Origin of the sequence: Leucobacter tardus (assembly GCF_017583045.1) — a bacterium.
GTDB lineage: Bacteria > Actinomycetota > Actinomycetes > Actinomycetales > Microbacteriaceae > Leucobacter > Leucobacter tardus.
Window position 1 is genome coordinate 18,379 of the sequence record NZ_JAGFBF010000001.1, and the last position, 20,936, is coordinate 39,314.

General features: G+C 63.7%; 17 protein-coding genes. 11 read left to right on the top strand and 6 right to left on the bottom strand.

The genetic code is table 11. The features are described from left to right. Positions 1-18: 18 nt before the first annotated feature. The 3 genes from J4H85_RS00060 to J4H85_RS00070 form a co-directional block, all read right to left on the bottom strand. Positions 19-1,161 carry a glycosyltransferase family protein gene (locus J4H85_RS00060; protein ID WP_208235732.1) on the bottom strand — a complete coding sequence of 381 codons (1,143 nt, stop codon included), beginning with the start codon at positions 1,159-1,161 and terminating at the stop codon, positions 19-21. A gap of 82 nt (positions 1,162-1,243) precedes the next feature. Continuing rightward, on the bottom strand, positions 1,244-2,350 hold the full coding sequence (locus J4H85_RS00065) for a DegT/DnrJ/EryC1/StrS family aminotransferase (protein ID WP_307863267.1): 1,107 nt from the start codon (positions 2,348-2,350) through the stop codon (positions 1,244-1,246). Then, on the bottom strand, positions 2,350-3,312 hold the full coding sequence (locus J4H85_RS00070; protein ID WP_208235736.1) for a dTDP-glucose 4,6-dehydratase: 963 nt from the start codon (positions 3,310-3,312) through the stop codon (positions 2,350-2,352). The genes J4H85_RS00065 and J4H85_RS00070 overlap by 1 nt, the downstream gene beginning before the upstream one ends. Before the next feature lie 134 nt (positions 3,313-3,446). Here J4H85_RS00070 and J4H85_RS00075 point away from each other — a divergent pair, with 134 nt between their 5' ends. After that, complete coding sequence (locus J4H85_RS00075) at positions 3,447-3,878, top strand: DapH/DapD/GlmU-related protein (RefSeq protein ID WP_208235737.1); 432 nt, start codon at positions 3,447-3,449, stop codon at positions 3,876-3,878. A gap of 24 nt (positions 3,879-3,902) precedes the next feature. Here the strand turns inward: J4H85_RS00075 and J4H85_RS00080 are convergent, their stop codons facing one another. Next, positions 3,903-5,993: an LGFP repeat-containing protein gene (locus J4H85_RS00080; RefSeq protein ID WP_208235739.1), complete on the bottom strand. Its 2,091-nt coding sequence runs from the start codon at positions 5,991-5,993 to the stop codon at positions 3,903-3,905. A 411-nt stretch (positions 5,994-6,404) separates the two neighbouring features. Between J4H85_RS00080 and J4H85_RS00085 the strand changes: the two genes are divergently transcribed. The 7 genes from J4H85_RS00085 to J4H85_RS14215 all read left to right on the top strand — a co-directional run bounded on the left by J4H85_RS00085 (position 6,405) and on the right by J4H85_RS14215 (position 13,307). Then, positions 6,405-7,109 (top strand): glycosyltransferase family 2 protein, encoded by a 705-nt coding sequence (locus tag J4H85_RS00085; RefSeq protein WP_208235741.1) that lies wholly within the window; start codon positions 6,405-6,407, stop codon positions 7,107-7,109. 8 nt (positions 7,110-7,117) lie between these two features. Then, positions 7,118-7,531: a DUF2304 domain-containing protein gene (locus J4H85_RS00090; RefSeq protein ID WP_208235743.1), complete on the top strand. Its 414-nt coding sequence runs from the start codon at positions 7,118-7,120 to the stop codon at positions 7,529-7,531. Further along, the gene (locus tag J4H85_RS00095) at positions 7,528-9,468 is read left to right on the top strand and encodes a DUF6541 family protein (RefSeq protein ID WP_208235745.1); all 1,941 of its coding nucleotides are present in this window, start codon (positions 7,528-7,530) and stop codon (positions 9,466-9,468) included. Before J4H85_RS00090 ends, J4H85_RS00095 begins: the two co-directional genes overlap by 4 nt. 91 nt (positions 9,469-9,559) lie before the next feature. Next, positions 9,560-10,543, top strand: a complete 984-nt coding sequence (locus tag J4H85_RS00100; RefSeq protein ID WP_208235747.1) for a Gfo/Idh/MocA family protein — start codon at positions 9,560-9,562, stop codon at positions 10,541-10,543. 28 nt (positions 10,544-10,571) lie between these two features. Next, a complete protein-coding gene (locus tag J4H85_RS14210; RefSeq protein WP_307863268.1) occupies positions 10,572-11,318 on the top strand; it encodes an acyl-ACP--UDP-N- acetylglucosamine O-acyltransferase in 747 nt (248 codons plus the stop codon). Then, positions 11,315-12,181, top strand: coding sequence for an ABC transporter permease (locus tag J4H85_RS00110; protein ID WP_208235749.1), 867 nt, complete (start codon positions 11,315-11,317; stop codon positions 12,179-12,181). Before J4H85_RS14210 ends, J4H85_RS00110 begins: the two co-directional genes overlap by 4 nt. 4 nt (positions 12,182-12,185) lie before the next feature. Next, positions 12,186-13,307, top strand: coding sequence for an ABC transporter ATP-binding protein (locus tag J4H85_RS14215; protein ID WP_208235751.1), 1,122 nt, complete (start codon positions 12,186-12,188; stop codon positions 13,305-13,307). A 51-nt stretch (positions 13,308-13,358) separates the two neighbouring features. Here J4H85_RS14215 and J4H85_RS00120 read toward each other — a convergent pair whose 3' ends face one another. Next, on the bottom strand, positions 13,359-14,972 hold the full coding sequence (locus tag J4H85_RS00120) for a CDP-glycerol glycerophosphotransferase family protein (protein ID WP_208235753.1): 1,614 nt from the start codon (positions 14,970-14,972) through the stop codon (positions 13,359-13,361). A 166-nt stretch (positions 14,973-15,138) separates the two neighbouring features. On the opposite strand from J4H85_RS00120, the gene J4H85_RS00125 reads away from it, so the two are divergent. The 3 genes from J4H85_RS00125 (at position 15,139) to J4H85_RS00135 (ending at position 18,588) form a co-directional block, all read left to right on the top strand. After that, positions 15,139-16,797 (top strand): stealth family protein, encoded by a 1,659-nt coding sequence (locus J4H85_RS00125; protein ID WP_208235755.1) that lies wholly within the window; start codon positions 15,139-15,141, stop codon positions 16,795-16,797. 51 nt (positions 16,798-16,848) lie between these two features. Next, complete coding sequence (gene hemQ / locus J4H85_RS00130) at positions 16,849-17,592, top strand: hydrogen peroxide-dependent heme synthase (protein WP_243893284.1); 744 nt, start codon at positions 16,849-16,851, stop codon at positions 17,590-17,592. An 87-nt stretch (positions 17,593-17,679) separates the two neighbouring features. After that, complete coding sequence (locus J4H85_RS00135) at positions 17,680-18,588, top strand: cation diffusion facilitator family transporter (RefSeq protein ID WP_208235757.1); 909 nt, start codon at positions 17,680-17,682, stop codon at positions 18,586-18,588. Between the two features lie 77 nt (positions 18,589-18,665). Here J4H85_RS00135 and J4H85_RS00140 read toward each other — a convergent pair whose 3' ends face one another. Beyond that, a complete protein-coding gene (locus tag J4H85_RS00140) occupies positions 18,666-20,885 on the bottom strand; it encodes an NADP-dependent isocitrate dehydrogenase (protein WP_208235759.1) in 2,220 nt (739 codons plus the stop codon). Positions 20,886-20,936: the final 51 nt, after the last annotated feature.

Sequence of the window (20,936 nt, forward strand, 5' to 3'; positions counted from 1 at the left end):
GTTGATCGCCTCACCGATTCAGGGTTCGATCAAACGATCAAGCACACTTTGCAGCTTCGGTCCCGCGACACTTGCACGAGCGTGTTCATTGATCCAAGCGAGTCCTGCCTCGGCTTGGGGACGTAGTCGCTCGGGCTCTTCGAGTAGCGACTTGAGTTGATGGTAGACCTCCCAGTGCTTAGTCACCACCCACGCCCGATTCGAACCTCGCGGGAGGTCAGGCTCAATCTGTTCGTCAGCACTCATCAGCACAACGCATCCTGCGGCCATAGCCTCGACACCGAATACTCCGGGAACATGCGCGTAGAACTGATTCAACACGATGTGGGAACGCGCGAGAAGGCTTTTCACCTCTTCATACGGGACCCTATTGAGCTCCACGTACTCGAAATCGAACCCCTCGCGTCGCAGTGCCTCGACCGCGGCCCGCACAAGCTGCGTCCCCTTGATGATCGGCGATGATGGGGCGTGCAGAATCACCGGACGTTCGACGGCTTCAAACCTTTCGAGGTCCTCCGAGATCTCGTCGTCCGGTAGGAGGTACGGATATGGCTGCGTTTCGCGATCGATATATGCTCTTTGGTCAACACGCATCGTGAAGATCTCGTCGGCGAACTCGTCAGCCACCATTCCTATAGCGCGCTGCTTCCTCTCGAACGCGGGCTCACGGAACTTCGGGGCGACCTGCCCGAGATACGTGGCGATATTCGGAAGACCAGTTTCGAGTTCGTGCTGATGCATGAGCTCCATCGACCTCACATCGCTACCCGTAAAGAAGAACACGATCTTAACTCCACGCCGGCGAAGGAAATTGAACTCGAATCGACGCTCATCCTGCTGGAAACTGAGCAGCGGAATGTGACTGAGGTAAATAAAGCCGGAGGCGCTGTTTGCGAGCCGCGCGAAAAGCATCGGCTCACTGATCCATTTCCGTCTCGCCCTCGAGGACGGGGACTGATTGGCCGGAGGGATGTAGTCGTACTGAAAGTCGTAGAATGGGTGCCTCGTGCGCATGAACGTAAACGCGTTGGGGAGCGCCCGCGCGAGCGCAGCAGCGGTGCCCGCGACCTCGTTCGGTGCTATGACCCAGCTGATTCGTGGCGCTCTAGTTCCGCGCGCGCGGAACCAGAGGTCGAAGAGGCCGACAAGCGCACGCTGCATGCGGGCACGCGCAGCTGCACGCAAATGGGCCAAGCGTCCGCTCACACTCCTTCCCTCGCTCTTACTCGGAGCGCTGACGTTATCACTTCTGCGAACCGATAACGTCAGCGAGCGTCGCCGAAACCTCCGACACTTCTTCATCGGACAACTGCGGGTACAGAGGCAATGTCAGCGCGGAGCGATGCGCGCGTGTTGCCATCGGCAGCATCTCGTCGGCGATGCCGAAGCGGTCTCTGAAGTACGGCTGCAGGTGCATTGAGTAAGTGCCGAGAGTTGTCTCGATGTCCCTCGCCCGCATCCCGTCGATGACGGCGTCGCGGTCAATAGCATCATCAAGCAGCACCACATAGGATTGGAAGGCGTGAACAGACCCATCGGGCACCGTCGGCGCTGTCACGCCCTCGACGCCATCGAGCTCGAGTGCGTATCGGTCGGCTAGCCGCCAGCGGTCGGACATGATGCTCGCGAGCCGACCCATCTGGACCACCCCGATGGCAGCGTGCACATCGCTCAATCGGTAGTTGTACCCGGCGTCCACGAATGACATGAAGTGGCTACCACGGACCGCGCCGTGCGAGCGGAGCACGGAGATGCGTTCCGCGAGGGACTCATCACTCGTCGTGATCATGCCGCCTTCGCCCGTAGTGATGATCTTGCGCGGGTGAAAGGAGAACACGCCAGCGTCGCCAAGGGCTCCCGCCTCCCGCCCTCGGTAGCTGCCGCCGAGTGCACAGGCAGCGTCCTCGATCACCGGAACGCCGAATTCCGCAGCAACGGCGTTGATAGGGCCCATATCGGCGGGGAGACCGAAGGCGTGCACCGGCATCACGGCACGCGTTCGCGTAGTGAAGGCCTCTCGAAGTAGACGAGGGTCGAGGTTGAACGTCGAGAGCTCGATGTCGACGAATACTGGGACGGCGCCCTGCTGGATCACGGCGTTCGCAGTCGCCGGAAAACTGAAATCGGGGATGATGACCTCGTCACCCGGTTTGACTCCGGCCGCGTGAAGCGCGAGATGAATGCCAGTCGTCGCGGAGCTCGTCGCGAAACCGAATCTCGATCCGGTGTGCTTTGAGACCAGCCGCTCGAACTCCGCGGCTTGCGGTCCTTGAGTTAGATAGCCCGACTCCAGCACACGAGCGATCGCGTCCAGTTCCTCCGGCCCGGTCGACGGGATATTCAGTCGCACTAAAGGGTCCTTTCGTACCAGTCGATGGTCTCTGCGAGCGCATCGGCATTCAATACCTCGGGCTGCCGCCCGATAATTGTCTTCAGCTTCGTAACATCGGCCATATGGCGCCGTACGTCTCCAGGTCGCTCCGCGATGTGCTCAACGGGATGATTCGGCTTCCCCATGATCTCCAGCATGCGAGAGACCAGTGTGTTGATGGATGTGCCGACTCCGGTTGCGACGTTCAGCTCCAGTCCGCGGCAAGCGGGGTCGTCATGAATCGCCACGGCAAAGTCGACGGTGTCACGAACGAAGGTGAAATCGCGCGACTGCTCACCGTCCCCGTGAATTAAGATCGGCTCGCCGGCGCGCACCCGCTTCACGATGATCGGGATAATGCCTGCGTAGGAACCGGGGTTCTGTCGTGGGCCGTAGTTATTGAACGGACGAATGATAGTCGCGTCGATACCGAAGGTACTCACGAACGAGCGCAAGATATGGTCCTCCGCGGACTTCGCCGCAGCGTACGGGGTGAGCGCGTCGTGCGGGTGTTCCTCGTCCATCGGCACATATCGGCCAGACCCATACGCCTCCGAGCTCGACATGTGCACGAGACGCTCAATCGAACCTCTCCGGGCGATCTCGCAGAACGCGCTCGTGATCCCGATGTTCGTCTGCATAGTGAAGTGAGGGTAGCTGAGAGAGGTCGGCAGCGGGATCGTGGCGAGATCGAAGACGGTTTCCACCTGGTGCTTGGCAACCACGTCCTGCATCGCTGACAGGTTCGAGGCGTCGAGACGCACGACCTCGAGATCAGGCCGAGCCGCCTTGGCCGCATCGAGGTTGTGCTCGTTGCCGAGAAAGAAGTTGTCTACGACGACTACCTTCCCAGCACCCTCGGAGATGAGCCTATCGACCAGATGACTGCCGATAAATCCGGCGCCGCCGGTAACCAGAACGGAACGAGAACGAATCGACACGCGGGGATCCTCCATGCAATTACACTTGGCCTGACGAGGCTCAGGCACGATCCTCGACTCGCATTATGCTAGCAGGGCGACCCCGCCGAACCTTCGTTTACACGACGGGTCGTGCGGCGAAATGAGGAGCGAGAATGGATACTCAAGATGGCCACGGGGGGCTTCCTGCCAACCCTTACCATCCGCACGCTTGGTTCGTTGGAGAGCCCGAGATTGGCGACCGGTGCTGGATCGGAGCCTTCTGCGTGGTGGATGGAAGCGGCGGGCTCGTAATCGGTTCCGGTTGCAACCTCTCCGCGGGCGTGCAAATCTACACCCACTCCACCGTTGCACGCTGCGTTTCTGAGGGATCACGGCCTATCGAGCGCCGTTCGACGGAGATTGGCGACCACGTGTATTTTGGCGCGAACGCCGTGGTACTCATGGGCTCATCGGTCGGCCACCATAGCGTCGTCGCCGCGGGAGCGGTGGTCGCCGAAGATACCGTTGCACCCCCGTACAGTCTGTTACGGGGAGTTCCTGCGGTGGTTATAGAGGACGGCGCCCGAAAGTTCTCAGCGCACTGACGTGAGCCGCACGGGCACGACTTCCTACGGATTCTTGACGACTGTCACCACACCCCGCTCGAGCTTCAGCGTCCCGCCTTGGAACTTCTGCGTCGTAACCTGACCCTGCTTCGTTTCCTCACCGACCGGGAAGCCGAGCGAACCGTAAATGCCCCCCGCTTTCTCGTTGTAATGACGGTAGATCGGGCTGGAGTACTGTAGCGTCGCGGCAACTCCGGTCCGATCCTCCTGAGTGATGATGCCTCCTGCGAAGACGCTCAGCCAGCCTCCCCCGTTTGCCGAGTAGTGCCTGGGCGTTCCTTCTTGCTCTCCGAGCGAGCCGGCAGCCCCGCCAGACGCCGCGTACCGAGCTGCCGTCGCCTGAGGGAGCGCAACGGTTCGGCCGCTACCGTCCACCGTGATTACACCGTTCTGGAACTCCTGGGAGCGCCCCCCGCCGGAACGAGCGACTTCATCAGCGACCGGGTAACCGAGCCAACCGTAGATGCCACCCTCCTGGGTGTTATAACGCTTGTAAATTGGGCTCGAGGTGAGCATACCGGCGATGCGCTGATTCCCCGAGGAAACAATCAACCCGTTGCTGTAGGTCTGCAGCGTGCCGCCGCCGTTCACAGCGTAAACTCGCGGATTGGCGGTGGGATACCCGTACACGCCGTAAATGCCGCCGAGACGCTCGTTGTAGTGACGGTAGATCGCTCCGGCCACGTACGAGGTTGATCGCGTCGTTCGGTCGGTGATGATGACTCCCGACTCGAATGGCGTGAGATCGGCACCGCCGCCACCGGAGTAGGACCGCTTCGGACCGACGGGGAGCCCAAGCGCATTACCTGACTGGCTGGCGGCGCGGTAAGCCGTGTAGTCGTCGCCCACAATCTCCACGACGGCGCCTGCACCGGTCTTAACGAGCAACCCCCACTGGAACTCTTGCCGTTCGACTCCTCCCGGAAGAGACTCTGCGTTCTTGATCGGGTAGCCGAGCTCCCCCCGGATGCCTCCTAGCTGACCGTTGTACCGATCAAGAATCGGCCCTGAGGCCATGAATACTGGAGTACTCTGGGCCGTCGCCTGCGCGATGAAACCGCGCTGGAAGTTTTGAAGCTTCCCTCCGGTATAGCTCTGCCACATTGATATCGGGTAGCCGAGCTTGCCGTAAATTCCCCCAGCAGTAGTGTTGTACAGGTCGTAGACCGGCCCGTAGGTCATGCTGGTGGTCGTGTTCGCCGCTGTCGACGTGGCGACGAAGCCACCTTGGAACCATTGCAAGGTGCCGCCTCCGCTCGCGGCATATTGCGCAGGTTCCGATACTGGCGCACCGAGCAGACCGCGTATGCCGCCCGCTTGGCCATTGTAATGATTGAAGACTCGTCCATTCGGAATACCAACGGTCTTGCCGGTGTTCATCTCTGTGGTGATGATGCCGCCGCCGAACTGCTGAAACCAAACGCCCCCCGCGAAGCGGGTCGCATAATGACTCCGTGCTCGCGTCGGGAAACCGTACGCACCCTCTCCGGCGCCACGCGCATTCCAGTACTTGGCGATATCTCCATGCACCTGGAAACTCGGACCGAATCCGAACCAGGTCTTGTAGAAATTGTAGAAGTTTCGATTGCCATATGATGAGCAGGAATTGCCAGTCCCCCAGCCCGCATCCAACGCTGCCTGGTTCGGCCGGTACGGGGTGTAGATGTAGAGCGCTGCCGTCGCCCAGTTCTCGATACGCACGGTCGATGTGCCGCATGACGTGTTCGGATGCCACTGGATCCGGTTGTTCTGAAACGGCTTGTAGTTGTAGTTATTCGGGTGTGCGCGATACACCTTGAATTGCCACGCCGCACGGTACACCTGTTGGTAGAAACCCGTCTGCGATGGATCACAGTTCGCAGAGCCTCCAGGGCCAGAGTCGGGGCACGCATATCCCATAGCCACATCGAACTGACGCACAGTGGGCCAGGTATCAGTGACGAGACTCTGTTCCTTCTCCAACATAACCAGAAGAACCTTCGGGCTGATCCCGCACGCCTGGCCAACCTTCGCGATGATCGCAGCGGCGCTCTCGCTGACTGACCCACGGTATGCCTTGCAGTATGCGTTTGCTGCGCGCGTCTGTGTCTTCATTGTGAAGTTCCGCAGGCATTTGGACGCGATTTTCGTGCTTCCCCACTTCGTGCCCGGCTTCCGCCCTGCATCTCCGATGGTGCAGCGGGAAACGCGCTGCTCCAGGAAACGCTGCACCTGACTTGTCGACATCGCACTCCCGTTATAGAAGTTCGCATCTGAGATGATGTTGCCGGGCTTGAAACCAGTGACGGGAGCAGCCTCAGAGGGAGTCGCCCCATGCGGAGAGATGCTGATTCCAACCGCCAATGCACACGACAAAAATATTGCCCAGCAAAGGCTCCATACGGTTGATCTCTCGGTTCGCTCGCGCGTGTGCCCCATGACGTCCCTGCTCCTTCGCGGAGCCCGTTCCCCAGGACGCTCCACTCACATAGGGTACCCCACGCCGCGATCTGCAAGAATGGAAGTATGACGACTGTCACGCCCGCTTCGCTCGCAACGGGCTCGGGGAACCCCGACACATGGGTGGTCATTCCGCTCTACAACGAGGCCACTGTGATCAGTGATGTGGTGTGCGAACTCGCCCCCCTCTTCGACAATGTGGTGTGCATCGACGACGGCTCGCGCGACGGGTCGGCCATGATCGCCCGCACTGCAGGCGCTCACATCGTGTCGCATCCAATCAACCTCGGGCAGGGGGCCGCGCTGCAGACCGGCTTCGAGTACGCCCTCGAACGCGGTGCCGAGTACGTGGTCACCTTCGACGCCGACGGCCAGCACCGCGTCATCGATGCGCTCGCGATGCTCGGACGAGCACGTGAAGAAGATCTGGCGATCGTTTTCGGTTCCCGGTTTCTCGATGACCGCACGAAACCTGGCATCTTGAAGAAGATCGTGCTGAAGACGGCCGTATGGGTGACGAATATCACGACTCACACGAAGCTCACCGACGCGCACAACGGTCTGCGCGTCATCCGTAGAGACGCCCTGAGTCGCATCAAGCTCAAGCAGGATCGCATGGCCCACGGCACCGAGATCGTCGTCCGTCTCGGTCGCACCGGGCTTCCCTACGCCGAAGAGCCCGTCGAGGTCATCTACACCGACTACTCGAAGGCGAAAGGGCAGTCGCTGCTCAACTCCGTGAACATTCTGATCGATCTGCTGATCCGCTAGGCGCCACCATGTTCCTGATTCAGTTCATCCTCATCGTCGGTATCGTCATCGCTACGACCGCTGCCGTCCGTTTCCTGCCCGGGGACCGCTCGCTCGCGCTCAAGCGCATCATCGCGCTGCTCTTTGTGATCGCTGCAGTGCTCGCGATCATTTTCCCTGATGCGCTCACGACGATCGCGAACTTCGTCGGCGTCGGGCGCGGCGCCGACCTACTCCTCTACATCCTGGTCGTCATGGTGCTGCTGTTCGCCGTGGCGACCGTCCGCGCAAAAGCCCGCAGTGACGCCCGAGTCACCGACCTCGCCCGCGCAGTTGCACTGCTCGAAGCGCGTTTGACGGAGCGTATGCGCGACGCTGACGAGCCTTCGGGTTCCACAAAACCTTCGAAGCCGAACGATGACGACGGGGAAGACCACGCGTGAGCACCTGGTTATCCCTTGTGCCTCCTCTTGCGGTGGGCATCGGACTGCTTGCGCTCCTTGGCCTCCCTGCAACCTTCGCGCTCAAGCTACGTGGCTTCGCGATCGCGATCGTGGCGCTGCCGGTCGCCTTCTCGGTGCTTGCGCTAACACCCATTCTGGCCGCACTTTTCAAGCTGCCTTGGGGACCGCTCGTACCGGTCGCCGTGAGCTTCCTCCTCGCTCTCGTGTTACTCCCATGTCGTCGCTGGCTCGGCGCCAATGCCTCCGGCTCCGCTCGTCCTCACCGCCTCTCCACCCCCATACTGTCCGCGGCTCTCGGCGGAGCGGCGATTGCGGTCACTCTCGTGATGAGCATGAAGACCGCGGACGCAATCTCTCAGACATATGACGCGAACTTCCATCTCAATTCCGTTCGCCAGATCCTCGAGACCGGCAATGCGGCACCGTTCGCATTAGACCTCTCCGCCCCCGGCCAGAGCGTCTTCTACCCCGCTGTTTGGCACGGCTTCGTCGCGCTGATCGCGCAGGTGAGCGGCGCAAGCATCCCTCTGAGTACGAATGCTGCACTCTTCATTGCGTGCTCCGTCGTCTGGCCCGTCGGAGTAGTAGCGCTCGGGAGAGCAGTTGCAGGCCCGAGCCGTCGAGTGAGTGTGGTCGCCGGCATTGCTGCGGCTGCGTTCCCGAGTTTTCCTCTGGCTCTCGCCGGTTACGGAGTACTGTATCCGAACCTGCTCTCGACTTGTCTGCTGCCATTCGTGCTTGTCGCGGGGCTTCAGTTACTCGATCTGGGGTTCGCCAGAAGGAGCGATCCGTTACGGCCGGCACTCCGTTATCTCCTGTTCCTGGGCGCGCTCGGGGCCGCAATTCTCGCCCACCCGAATGCACTTCATGTCATCCTGCTCTGGGGCGTCTTCCCAGTGGGAGCGGCACTCGTCCGTTACGTCAAGGGACAACCGGGGGGCACCTCGCGCAAGATCATCTCGATCGTGATGCTCGTCTTGTACTCCGGACTGCTACTTCTCGCCTGGGTCGCTGGAAGGACGGGCGATAACCCCTGGGAGGGACAGCGTTCCCCTCTTGGGGCCCTCGTCGATGTGTTCGGGAGCACCCCACGGTTGGAGGGTCATTCTTGGGGCGTGACCATTCTGATCTGCATTGGTGTCGCGCTGACTTGGCGCAAACCAGGCGGCCGGTGGATGCTCGGAAGTGCGGCAATCCTAGCGATTGCGTTCGTGATCGCTTTCGGCTTCCCGTCTAGCGACTGGAGAACGCTCCTTCTCAGCCCTTGGTACAGCGACCCCTGGCGACTGGCTTCATTGGTACCGCTCGGAGCGGTACCCCTCTTAACGATCGGTGGGAGCGCCGTTGTCGCGATCGCACGAGTCGGGGCGTTGAGGTTCACCCGGATGGAGCAGGATACGGCCTCACACGGAACTAACGTCTTTGCTGCTGTCGTCATTCTCTCTCTACTCGCAGTCACCCAGGGCGCAGGAGCTTTCGCCGGCGTACAGTACGTCAGCACAAAGTACGAGTTCAGTGACACCTCCCCTCTGTTGAGCCCGGACGAACGCCAGCTCATCGAGCGGTTACCGGATAGTGTGCCTGAAGGTGAGGTTCTCATTAATAATCCGTGGAACGGAGGAGCACTCGCCTACGCGATTGCAGGGTATGAAGTGCTCGTGCCGCATACGGGAGGCACCTATGACCCGCGTATCACCGAGATGACCTCGGCGCTCGCAACCGGTACTCCGGAAGCCTGTCGTCTGACACGCGAACTCGATGTTCGGTATCTACTCGACTTCGGGGACCAGTACGTCTTCGAAGACACGCCTCGAGCGGAACCGTTCGAAGGCATCTCGGCGATCGAGGAATCATCCGTGCTGACAGAGGTGGATCATGAAGGACCAGCGAAACTTTACGAAGTGACAGGCTGCTGATGACTGGGAGCGCTGCAAGACACGTTGTTAGAGCAGGCAATACACTGAGACAGATCGAACTGGAGACTGCGCGAGCGGTGAGGATAAAAATATGAGCATCAAGTACGGCCTGATCGGCCTCGGCATGATGGGGCGGCATCACGCGCGCCTGCTGCGAGAGGTCGACGGCATCGACCTGATCGCGGTTGCCGACGCGATGGGCGACCCGCACAATGTCGCCGGTGACACCCCGCTGCTCAACTCGGTTCAGGGGCTCATCGAGGCCGGGGTCGAAGCCGCCGTCGTCGCCGTGCCGACCAAGTTTCATGAGGAGGTCGGGCTCGCACTCGCCGAGGCCGGTGTGCATACACTCATCGAAAAGCCCGTCGCGCACTCGCTCGAAGCCGCCACTCGTCTCGTCGACGCGTTCGACGCAGCAGATCGCGTCGCCGCGGTCGGACACGTGGAACGGTTCAACCCGGCACTCATGAGCCTGCGCGGCCGCATCGCGAACGGTGATCTCGGCGACGTGTACCAGATCCAGACGCGTCGCCAGGGTCCGTTCCCGGTGCGCATCGCCGACGTCGGCGTCGTGAAGGATCTCGGCAGTCACGACATCGATCTCACCGCCTGGCTGGCCCAGTCGTCCTACACCTCGGTGTCGGCGCAAACGGCGTTCCGCAGCGGTCGCGAGCATGAAGACATGGTCGCGATCACCGGCAAGCTCGCGAACGGCACGATGGTCAATCACATCGTCAACTGGCTGACCCCGTTCAAGGAACGATTGACCGTGGTGACGGGCGAGCGCGGTGCGTACATCGCCGACACGCTCACCGCAGATCTCTCGTTCTTCGAGAACGGCACGACCGAAGGCACGTGGGACGCGATGACCGCGTTCCGCGGCGTGAGCGAAGGGACCATCACGCGGTACGCGCTCGACAAGCGCGAACCGCTCAGAAGTGAGCACGAAGCCTTCCGCGACGCGATCCTCGGCGTCCGGAACGAGGCAGTGACGCTGCGCGAGGGACTGGAAACGCTGCGCGTCGCCGAGTCGGCCATCGAGTCGGCCTCGACGGGCGAGACGGTGCACCTCTAACGAGCGCACGAGCGAAGAACGGATACGCGTGGAAGACAGTTCACACATCAGCCCGATGGCGATCATCGGCGAGGGCGTCGACATCGGCGAGAACGTCGCGATCGGGCCGGGCGCAGTCATCCTCGGACCCTGCGTGATCGAAGACGGCGTCTGGATCGGGCCCGGCGCCCAGATCGGCGCTCCGCCGGAGATGGCGACTCTGCCGCAGAACGCGGCGTGGGCCGGAGACCTGCAGCACGCCGGCGTGCGCGTGCGCGCGGGTGCGGTGATTCGCGAGGGGGCCGTGATCCACCAGGGCACCTACCGTGAGACCACCGTCGGCGAGCGCAGCTGGGTGCTCAACCGCGCCTACCTGGCGCACGATGTGCTGCTCGGCGACGACGCGACCGTCTCAGCCGGTGTGAGCGTCGGCGGGCACTGCGTCATCGGCGATCGGGTGAACATCGGCATGAACGCCGTAGTGCACCAGCGACGATTCATCGGCGCCGGATCGATGGTCGGCATGGGCACGCCGGTGACCCGTGATGTGCCGCCGTTCGCCAAGGTGTACGGCACTCCCCCGCGTCTCGCGGGCGTGAACCGCGTCGGTGCGAGTCGTTCGGGGCACTCGGACGCCGCCATCGACGCACTCGAGACCGCGTACGCCGCCGGGGACCTGCTGACCGAGTACGAGCGCCGAGAGGGACCGCTCAACGAGTTCGCGTCCGCGCTCGAGCCCTGGCGTCAGGTTGAAAGGCTTCGCCCCGTGAGTGTGAGCGAGGAGAAGCGCTCGTGAGCTCGTCATCCGCCCTCAACGACCCCGAGTACCGCACCCCAGGTCGCAGCAGCGGCCTCTTCAGTCTGTTCCGGCAGCGGTACCTGCTATCCCTGCTGATGAGAAAGGGCACCGCGACTCGCTACTACGGCTCAGCGCTCGGGTGGGTGTGGTCGTACATCCGTCCTGCGGCGCAGTTCCTGATGTACTTCCTGGTGATCGGTGTCATCCTCGGTCAGAATCGCGGCATCGAACTGTTCCCGATCTACCTCTTCTCGGGCATCGTCGCCGTGAACCTGTTCAGCGAGGTCCTGCGCAACACCACGAGTGCGCTCGTTGACAACAAGTCGCTCATCAAGAAGATCTTCATGCCGCGCGAGCTGTTCCCCGTGGCAGCTGTCGGGGTCGGGTTCATCCACTTCCTCCCGCAAGCGCTGCTCCTGCTGGTGGTGGCGCTGTTCTTCGGGTGGACGCTCGGATGGCTGCAGGTCGTCGCGTTCCTCGGCGGTATCGTGCTGATACTGACGTTCTCACTGGGGCTCGGTCTCTTCTTCGGGTCGATCAACGTCGCGTTCCGCGATGCGAAGAACATCGTCGACATCATCCTGATGTTCTCCACGTGGGCATCGCCCGTTCTGTACGGGTGGGACATGGTGTACCAGCGCGCGCCGGAATGGCTTTATCACCTGTACATGGTCAATCCGATGACCTCAGCGGTCGAGCTCTTCCATGATGCGTTCTGGCTGCCCTTGTCGCCGGACTCACCGCGTCCGCCCGACCTCGGCACGCACGTGCTGATCAGCTTCGGCATCGCTATCTTCACGCTCGTCATCGGGCAGCTCGTCTTCCGGAAGTTGGAGGGTTCCTTTGCCCAGCGACTCTAACCCTGTGTCCTCGACGTCCGAGGAGAAGCCGGCCATCGTGTTCAGCGATGTGCGCAAGAGCTTCAAGATCAACCACACCCAGTCCTTCAAAGAGACGTTCATCGCATCGTTGAAGCGCAAAGAGCTCTCGACGCACTTCAACGCCGTGGACGACGTTTCGTTCGAGGTGCCGCGCGGTCAATCTGTTGCGCTCATGGGACGCAACGGCTCGGGCAAGTCGACGACGCTCAAACTGCTCTCCGGCGTCCTTCTGCCCGACGGCGGGTGGGTGCGCACCCGTGGCCGCACCGCGGGCCTCATCGAGGTCGGCGCCGGTTTCCACCCCGACCTCACCGGTCGCGAAAACGTGTATCTGAACGCTGCGATCCTCGGCATGAGCAAAGAAGAGACCGAGGCCCGCTTCGAGCAGATCGTGGAGTTCTCGGAGATCGGCGATTTCATCGACACGGAGGTGAAGCGCTACTCGTCGGGTATGTACGCACGTCTCGGGTTCTCGGTCGCGGTGCACACCGAGTTCGAAACGCTGCTGGTCGACGAGGTCCTCTCCGTCGGCGACGCGCAATTCCGGTTGAAGTGCGAGCAGCGCATGCTCGAGCTCCGCGAGCAGGGCAAGACGATGTTCATCGTCAGCCACGCCGCCGGCCAGCTGAAGAAGCTCTGCGACCGCGGCATCGTTCTTGAAAAGGGTCGCGTCGTCTTCGACGGTCCGATCGATGAAGCGGTGTTGGCGTTGAACCAGCCCGAGAAGGCCGACCTCCCCTTTCCTGTGAGCGGACCGATCGGCGATGTCTACTTCGAGCATCGTAGTCGTTACGGTGCTCCCGTGAGCGAGCAGATCCTCGTGCTAGAAAACGGGGGCGGGCTCTCTCAGGAGTTCGAGAATGGGATCATCACCTCCTATTCAAAGCCAGACGGATCGAGTGAGACGATCGGTCTGACGAAGGGAATCTTCCTCGCCGCTTACAAGAAGCGAGGCGCAGCGGGGGGCCCGTGGGGGTTCATTGCGGGAGGTCCGTCAGGCAACATCTCGGAAGACGAACCTCGTTCAATGCCGTTCAGCAATGGCGTAGCCACCTACACCATTGATGACGGTATGAGCTTCTCAAGGACTACAGAGGCGCGCTAAGCTAACCGGCGCCCTTCCCGCCGCGGCGAGCGCGGCGACCGCGTCACACCGTCACTCGCCAAGCAGCACTCGGCGCAGCTCGGTTTGGATGCGTTCGAGGTTTCGACCGTCGTCGAACTCGTTGATGAGTGCGTACTGCCGTTCGTGCTCGGCCGTGCGGAACACCGCGAGGTCGATGTCGCCGTCTGCGGAGAGTCCGGTGCTGAGCCGATCCCGCAACCCGACAGAGTCGAACGAGCGGAACCCCACGTATTCGTCGGGCGACGGAATCAGGGGCCCGGTCCGCTGCTCGTAGGCGGCGAGGTCGGGCTGGTAGAAGAGCACCGCTGATCCCCGGTAGAACGCGTTGTAGGCGACCGACGAGTAGTCCGTGATGAGCAGCTTCGTGTCGGTGAGCGCGTCCGCGACCGAGCCGGCCCACAGGTCGGGAGCGAGCTCGGTCGTGGCGAGCTGCTCGGCGACCTTGGGGTGCGGCACGAGCCGGATCTGCGCAGACGGAGCCACTGTGCGGATCGCGTCGACCGTCTCGCGCATGACCAGCACGTAGGTCGTCCCCGAGAAGTCGTTCACCGTCTCGTCCTCGGCACGCCACGTGGGCATCACGGTGATCACGTTCGCCGTCGCCGGACCGATGGTGCCCGGCTGGAGCAGGCCGAACTGTCCGAGCCCCGTGACCAGCACCTGGTCGGGCGCCAGCCCGAGATCCCGAACGATCACGTCTTTCTCTTTCGCGCTGCTCGCGACGATGAACGCCGACTCGCCCTCGCGACCGTGACCGAAGGGTGAATGCGACAGATTCTTGAGATAGATGATGCCGTGCTGCAGGAAGACGTACGGGGTCGTGTAGACGCGGCGGCGCAACCACCCGTTGTTCGACCGCAGCAGGTTCAGATGGGTCGGAATCTCAGTACCGACATAGGTGTCAGCGCGATAGATCGCCCAGTAGTAGCGCCAGCTGAACTTCCGGATCGCGTGCGGGTGACGCAGCACGCGGGCGGCATCGGGACTCGACGCGTCGATGACGAAGAAGCTGTGGGGCGCGCGCTGCTGGAACTCCGTGAAGAGTTCGAACGCGCCCTCGTCGGCGTGCGCGGCGAACTTCTCGTAGAAGACGGTCACGCTTCGGCGCCCGGCGCGACGAGCGGCGCCCGTCGCGAGTGACAGCACTGCGGAGACGAGCCAGGATTCCCGCAGCCGGAACCGCACGGTGCGCTCGATCGGCACCATCGGTCGTCGCACGAAGACGAGCAGGTCTTTCGCGGTGCGACGCAGGTGCTCGGCCGAACCGCCACGGAACCGTGGCGAGACCGGCGCATAGTTCAGGCGCGGCTGACGTTCGGAATCCCGGCGCGGGTACCTGACACCGCGACGCTTGCGCCCCTCGCCGGTCTGCACGGTGAATCGCACCCGGTGGTTCGCCTCGCCGTCGTTCCCGTCAGGCAGCGGCAACCGCAGGAGGTGGATGCAGCGCAGCAGCGCGAGGGGAGACTTCGGCTGACGCGAGGCTGCCAGCACATCGATCGTCTGCCCGGGCGCCGAATCGCCGACCGCGACACTGACCGTCGCGGGTGATTCCGACCGCTGTCGATGGTCGTAGGCGTACAGGAGCACCCAGAGCCGATCCCCGATCAGTCGCGCCCACAGCGCACGATGCCGGAGAGTCATACGCACCCGCCTCCGCAGTTGGTTCTCGGCCGGGGTCGCGCACTCCGCGACCCGTGATCTCCGCCCTCCAGTGTAGTCGGCTGCCCTTGAGGTTCGGTCGAGGCGGGCGTGAGATGCTGGAATGCAAGAGGCCAGCTGTGAGACTCGATCGAAGGACGCCGAACCGATGCCCGTGAAGACCCCCTCGCGCAGCCTGCTGTTGAGCGTGCTGCGGCGCGGCCCGTTCACCGTGGTGAAGGATCCCGCCGAGCGGCTGCGTCGTCGCGCCCTCAGCGCGCGCTTCCGGTCCACCGTCGCCGGCGACTCGGACCTCGGCATCGTCTACGCCTACGAGCGCGTCTGGCTCGCCCGCCGCGCCCCCGGGATCACCCAGCACGAGGCGCGTCGTCGCAACTTCGCGCACACCGTCGCGCTGCTGAGCGAGCACGATGTGCCCTTCTTCGCGGTGCCGAACGCCACCCGCACCGACGCGACGATCGCGGTCGAGCACGAGCACTGGCAGCGATTCGCCGACGCCGTGGCGGCCGACGCCACCGGTGCCGGCACCCTGCACCTCGGCATCGAGACGCTGAACCCGTCGGGCAAGAAGCGGCGATCCGTCGTCCGCTCCGATTCGTCGCGCGCGCGGCGAGCACTGCGCACTCAGAGCACCATCGAGCTCTTCGAATTCTTCATCGATCCCGAGCACGTGCGCCGCATGGGCCGCGCAGAGGCGAGCGTCGTCGAGCGCTGGATCCGCACCGACGACGGCGCGCTCGAGACCACCGCGAAGAACACGCGGACCACGACCATCGACGCAACGGCGATGACGCCGTCCACCACTGAGATCCACGGGGTCGATGTACCGACGTTCGCCCCGCTCGATCAGCCGACGGTGTTCGAGACCCGCGAGCCGATCGACGTGGTCTTCCTCTGGGTCGACGGCGCAGACGCCGAGTGGAGCGCGAAGCGCGACCGCGTCATCGAAGAGCTCACCGGAGCAGCACCGGCGGACAGCGTCGACCCCTCCCGCTTCCGGGACAACGGCGAGCTCAAATACTCCATGCGCTCCGTATTCCAGCACTGCCCGTGGGTGCGCAACATCATCCTGGTCACCGACGGTCAGACGCCGAGCTGGCTCGACACCACGCACCCGCGCATTCGCATGGTGGATCACCGCGAGCTCTTCGGCGACGCCGGATCCCTGCCCACCTACAATTCGCACGCGATCGCCGGCCGCGTCCACCACATCGAGGGACTCTCAGACCAGTACCTCATCTTCAACGATGACGTCTTCATCGGGCACGACATCGAGGCCAACCAGTTCTTCGAACCGAACGGCGTCGCCCGATTCTTCCTCTCGAAGTCGACGCTGCCCGTCGCCTCCGCCTTCGATCTCACGCACGAGTCCGCGCGCCGCAACGCCGTCGACCTGCTCGAGCGCGAGTACGGCGTGACCGCCACCCGCATCTTCTACCACACGCCGATTCCGCAGCTCCGGCACCTCCTGTTCGAGCTCGAGACGGAGTTCCCCGACGTCTTCACGTCGACGTGGTCGCATCAGCTCCGCTCCTCCGACGACACCGAGATCAACGGGTGGCTGCACCACTACTTCGGCTACGTGCGCAAGCAGACGATGCCCGGCGACATCCTCTACAACTACTTCGATCTCAGCGACCCCGACTTCGTCACCCGTCTCGCCGCCCAGTTGCGCTCCCGGAAGGCCGCAACCTTCTGCATCAACGACAACCCGGAAGCCAGCGCCGAGAACATCGCCTACCTCAGGGACTGGCTTGAGACGTACTTCCCGACGCCCGCCCCGTGGGAGTTCACCGCATCCGCTTGACCCCCGCCACATCAACTTGCGCGACCGCGCACACGAGAGGACGATTGACGTATGAGTAGTGACGCCCAGCACGAGGCCGCAGCACCCGAATCCGTCGATACCGCAGTGACCCCCGAAGCGGCCACTGACGCTTTCACCATGTTCGCGGTCTTCCGCACGAGCTCGAGCCACGCCGAGATCTTCGACGGACGCGACGTTCCCGGCATCGTCGAAGAGTTCGAAGACGTCGTGCGCCTCATCGGCGACGAGGGCGTCGTGACGCGCGGCATCTACGACGTCAGCGGCATGCGCCACGACGCCGACATCATGTTCTGGCTGCACGGTTCTTCGGCCGAGGATCTGCAGTGGGCGCTGCGCCAGCTGCGCCGTACGGCACTCGTGAAGCCGCTCATCCGCACCTGGAGCGCCGTCGGCGTGCACCGCGAGGCCGAGTTCAACCGCGCGCACGTTCCGGGCTTCGTGCGCGGCGTCGAGGCGCGACAGTGGCTCGCCGTCTACCCCTTCGTCCGGTCCACCGACTGGTACCTCATCGACCCGGCCGAGCGCGGCCGCATGCTTGCCGAGCACGGCCGCGAGGGCGCCCAGTACACCGGCGTCGTGGCGAACACCGTCGCGGCGTTCGCGCTCGGCGACTACGAGTGGCTGCTCCCCATGGAGGCCGATGACCTCACCGAGCTCGTCGACATGATGCGAGCGCTCCGCGCCGTCGATGCGCGCCTGCACGTCAAGGAGGAGGTGCCGTTCTTCACCGGACGCCGCATCCTGCCCGCCGAGGCCATCGAGGTACTGCAGTAGCCATGGAGTGACCGCGGTGTCGTCTACGCTGGAACCAGCGAGGCGACACCCGTCGCCCTCGCCGGAGCCAAGCCACCCAGGAGCCCCGTGCGCACCGAGCAGAACGTTCTCCGCCTCTCGTTCGTCGGGATTCTCGTCTTCGCCGTCGTCGCGATCGTCTTCGGCCTCATCGCCGGTTCTTCAGCGATCCTCTTCGACGGCGTCTTCTCGGGCGTGGACGCCGTCATGTCGCTCGCGTCGATCTGGGTCGCGGGACTCGTCGCACGATCGGCGTCGAACACGTTCTCCGCACGCACCCGGCGACGCTTCGGCTGGGGCTTCTGGCACCTCGAACCCATTCTGCTCGCGGTCAACGCCGTACTCATGATGAGTATCGCCGGCTACGCGGCGGTGCAGAGCGTGCAGTCGATCCTCGATGGCGGGCGCGAAGTCGAATTCGGACCGGCCATGATCTACGCCGTGATCATCCTCGTGCTGACCATCACGCTCACCATCGTCGAGTACCGGGCGAACCGGCACATCGGGTCTGCGCTCATCGCGATGGACGTCAAGGGCTGGATCATGAGCGGCGGCATCACCGCCGCGCTGCTCATCGCGTTCGCGGTCGGATCGCTCCTCGACGGCACCGAGGCGGAATGGTTCGCACCGTACGTCGATCCGACCGTGCTGCTCATCGTCGCGGTCGTCCTCGTGCCCGTGCCGATCGGTATCCTCCGCTCCGCGCTCGCCGACCTGCTCATGGTCACACCGCAAGACCTGCAGCGCGACGCCGAGGAGCACGCCACCCGTCTCGTCGAGGAGAACGGGTTCGACTCCGCCGAGGTCTACACCGCCAAAATGGGGCGCAGCCGCGAGGTGCAGATCTTCATCCGCGTGCCGGTCGGAGCCGCGGCGCGGCCCCTCGAAGCGTGGGACGACCTGCGTGCTCCTCTGGTCGAGGCGCTGCGCGGTGACGATCCGAATCGATTCGTCACGGTCACGTTCTCGACGCGCTGAGGAACGAGCCGGATCACGCCTGCACGAACCAGAACGGGGGCGGCCGCAGCCACCCCCGTTCTCATCGTGCTTGACGCTCAGACGAGCGCGTCGATCACCTCGTTGAGCGACGCCGACGGACGCATGACAGCGGAGACGAGCGCCGGATCGGGCCGGTAGTACCCGCCGATGTCGGCGGGCGAACCCTGCACGGCGATGAGCTCATCGGCGATGGTCTGCTCACGCGACGTGAGCTGCTCGGCCACCGATGCGAACTTCTCGGCGAGCTCAGCATCCTCGGTCTGACGTGCGAGCTCCTGCGCCCAGTACAGGGCGAGGTAGAAGTGGCTGCCGCGGTTGTCGAGCGATCCGAGCTTGCGGCCCGGGGAGCGATCCTCCTCGAGGAACGTGCCGGTCGCGCGGTCCAGCGCATCGGCGAGCACCTGAGCCTTCGCGTTGCCGGTCGACTGCGCGAGGTGCTCGAGCGAGGCCGCGAGCGCGAAGAACTCGCCCAGCGAGTCCCAGCGCAGGTAGTTCTGCTCGACGAGCTGCTGCACGTGCTTCGGAGCCGATCCACCCGCACCGGTCTCGAACAGTCCGCCGCCCGCGAGCAGCGGCACGATCGAGAGCATCTTGGCGCTCGTTCCGACCTCGAGGATCGGGAACAGGTCCGTCAGGTAGTCGCGCAGCACGTTCCCGGTGACGGAGATCGTGTCCTCGCCGCGGCGGATGCGCTCGAGCGAGTACCGCGTCGCCTCAGCGGGCGCGAGGATCTCGATGGTGAGGCCGTCGGTGTCGTGATCCTCGAGGTACTGCTCGACCTTCGTGATGAGCTGCGCATCATGCGCCCGCTCGGCATCGAGCCAGAACACGGCTGGCGATCCGGTCGCACGGGCACGCGTCACCGCGAGCTTCACCCAGTCGCGGATCGGAATGTCCTTGGCCTGCGTGGCACGCCAGATGTCACCTGGCGCGACCGTGTGCTCGAGCAGCACGTCGCCCGCGCGGTTCGTCACCTGCACGCGACCGGCCGACTCGATCTCGAACGTCTTGTCGTGGCTGCCGTACTCTTCGGCCTTCTGAGCCATCAGGCCGACATTCGGCACGGTGCCGATGGTGGCCGGATCGAGTGGGCCGTTCGCCTTCACGTCGTCGATGACCGCCTGGTAGACGCCCGCATACGACGAGTCGGGGATCACGGCGAGCGTATCGGCCTCTCCCCCGTCGAAGCCCCACATCTTGCCGCCGTTGCGCACGAGCGCCGGCATGGACGCATCGACGATCACGTCCGAGGGCACGTGGAGATTCGTGATGCCCTTGTCGCTGTTCACGTACGAGAGGCGCGGTCCGTGCTCGAGATCCGCAGCGATCTCATCGGCGATGACCTGCCCGCCGGGGACGGCGTCGAGACCCGAGAGGATCGATCCGAGTCCGTTGTCGGGCGTGAGGCCTGCGGCCCGGAGCGAGTCGCCGTGCTTCGCGAACACATCGGCGAAGAACGTCTTCACGGCGTGACCGAAGATGATCGGGTCGCTGACCTTCATCATCGTCGCCTTCAGATGCAGCGAATACAGCAGATCGTCGGCCTTCGCCTGCTCGATCGTCTCGGCGAGGAAGGCGTCGAGCGCCGAAGCCGACAGGAAGGTCGCGTCGACGACCTCTCCGGCGAGCACCTTCACCTCCGCTTTCAGCACGGTCTCGGTGCCATCGGTCGCCACGTGAGTGATCGTGAGCACGTCGTCATCGGCGATCAGCGTCGACTGCTCGTTCGAGAAGAAATCATCGTGGCCCATGGTGGCGACGCGGGTCTTCGATCCCTCATCGAACGGCTTGTTCACGTGGGGGTGCTTGCGCGCGTAGTTCTTCACGGCCTGGGGCGCGCGGCGGTCGCTGTTGCCCTCGCGCAGCACCGGGTTCACGGCGGACCCCTTGATCCGGTCGTACCGCGCCCGGACGTCCTTCTCTTCGAGGCTCTTCGGCTCGTCGGGGAAATCGGGGATGTCGTAGCCCTGCGACTGCAGCTCGGTGATCGCGGCCTTCAGCTGCGGAATCGACGCCGAGATGTTCGGCAGCTTGATGATGTTGGCCTCGGGCTCCGTCGCGAGTGCACCGAGCTCGGCGAGAGCGTCGCCCACGATCTGATCGGTCTGCAGACGCTGCGGGAACGCCGCGAGGATGCGGCCGGAGAGCGAGATATCGCGCGTCTCGACGGCGACGCCGGCGGCCCCGGTGAACGCCTCGACGATCGGCAGGAACGAGGCCGTCGCCAGCGCGGGTGCCTCGTCGGTGTGGGTGTAGACAATCGTGGAGTCCGTCACGTCTCGTAATCTCCCAAGGGTGTTGGCGGCGGGGTCGAAGCGCAGCAGAGC

Coding starts and splice junctions, on each gene's coding strand:
- J4H85_RS00060 (WP_208235732.1), bottom strand. CDS start 1,161: ATGCAGCGTGCGCTTGTCGGCCTCTTCGACCTCTGGTTCCGCGCGCGC.
- J4H85_RS00075 (WP_208235737.1), top strand. CDS start 3,447: ATGGATACTCAAGATGGCCACGGGGGGCTTCCTGCCAACCCTTACCAT.
- J4H85_RS00080 (WP_208235739.1), bottom strand. CDS start 5,993: ATGAAGACACAGACGCGCGCAGCAAACGCATACTGCAAGGCATACCGT.
- J4H85_RS00085 (WP_208235741.1), top strand. CDS start 6,405: ATGACGACTGTCACGCCCGCTTCGCTCGCAACGGGCTCGGGGAACCCC.
- J4H85_RS00090 (WP_208235743.1), top strand. CDS start 7,118: ATGTTCCTGATTCAGTTCATCCTCATCGTCGGTATCGTCATCGCTACG.
- J4H85_RS00100 (WP_208235747.1), top strand. CDS start 9,560: ATGAGCATCAAGTACGGCCTGATCGGCCTCGGCATGATGGGGCGGCAT.
- J4H85_RS00120 (WP_208235753.1), bottom strand. CDS start 14,972: ATGACTCTCCGGCATCGTGCGCTGTGGGCGCGACTGATCGGGGATCGG.
- J4H85_RS00125 (WP_208235755.1), top strand. CDS start 15,139: ATGCCCGTGAAGACCCCCTCGCGCAGCCTGCTGTTGAGCGTGCTGCGG.
- hemQ (WP_243893284.1), top strand. CDS start 16,849: ATGAGTAGTGACGCCCAGCACGAGGCCGCAGCACCCGAATCCGTCGAT.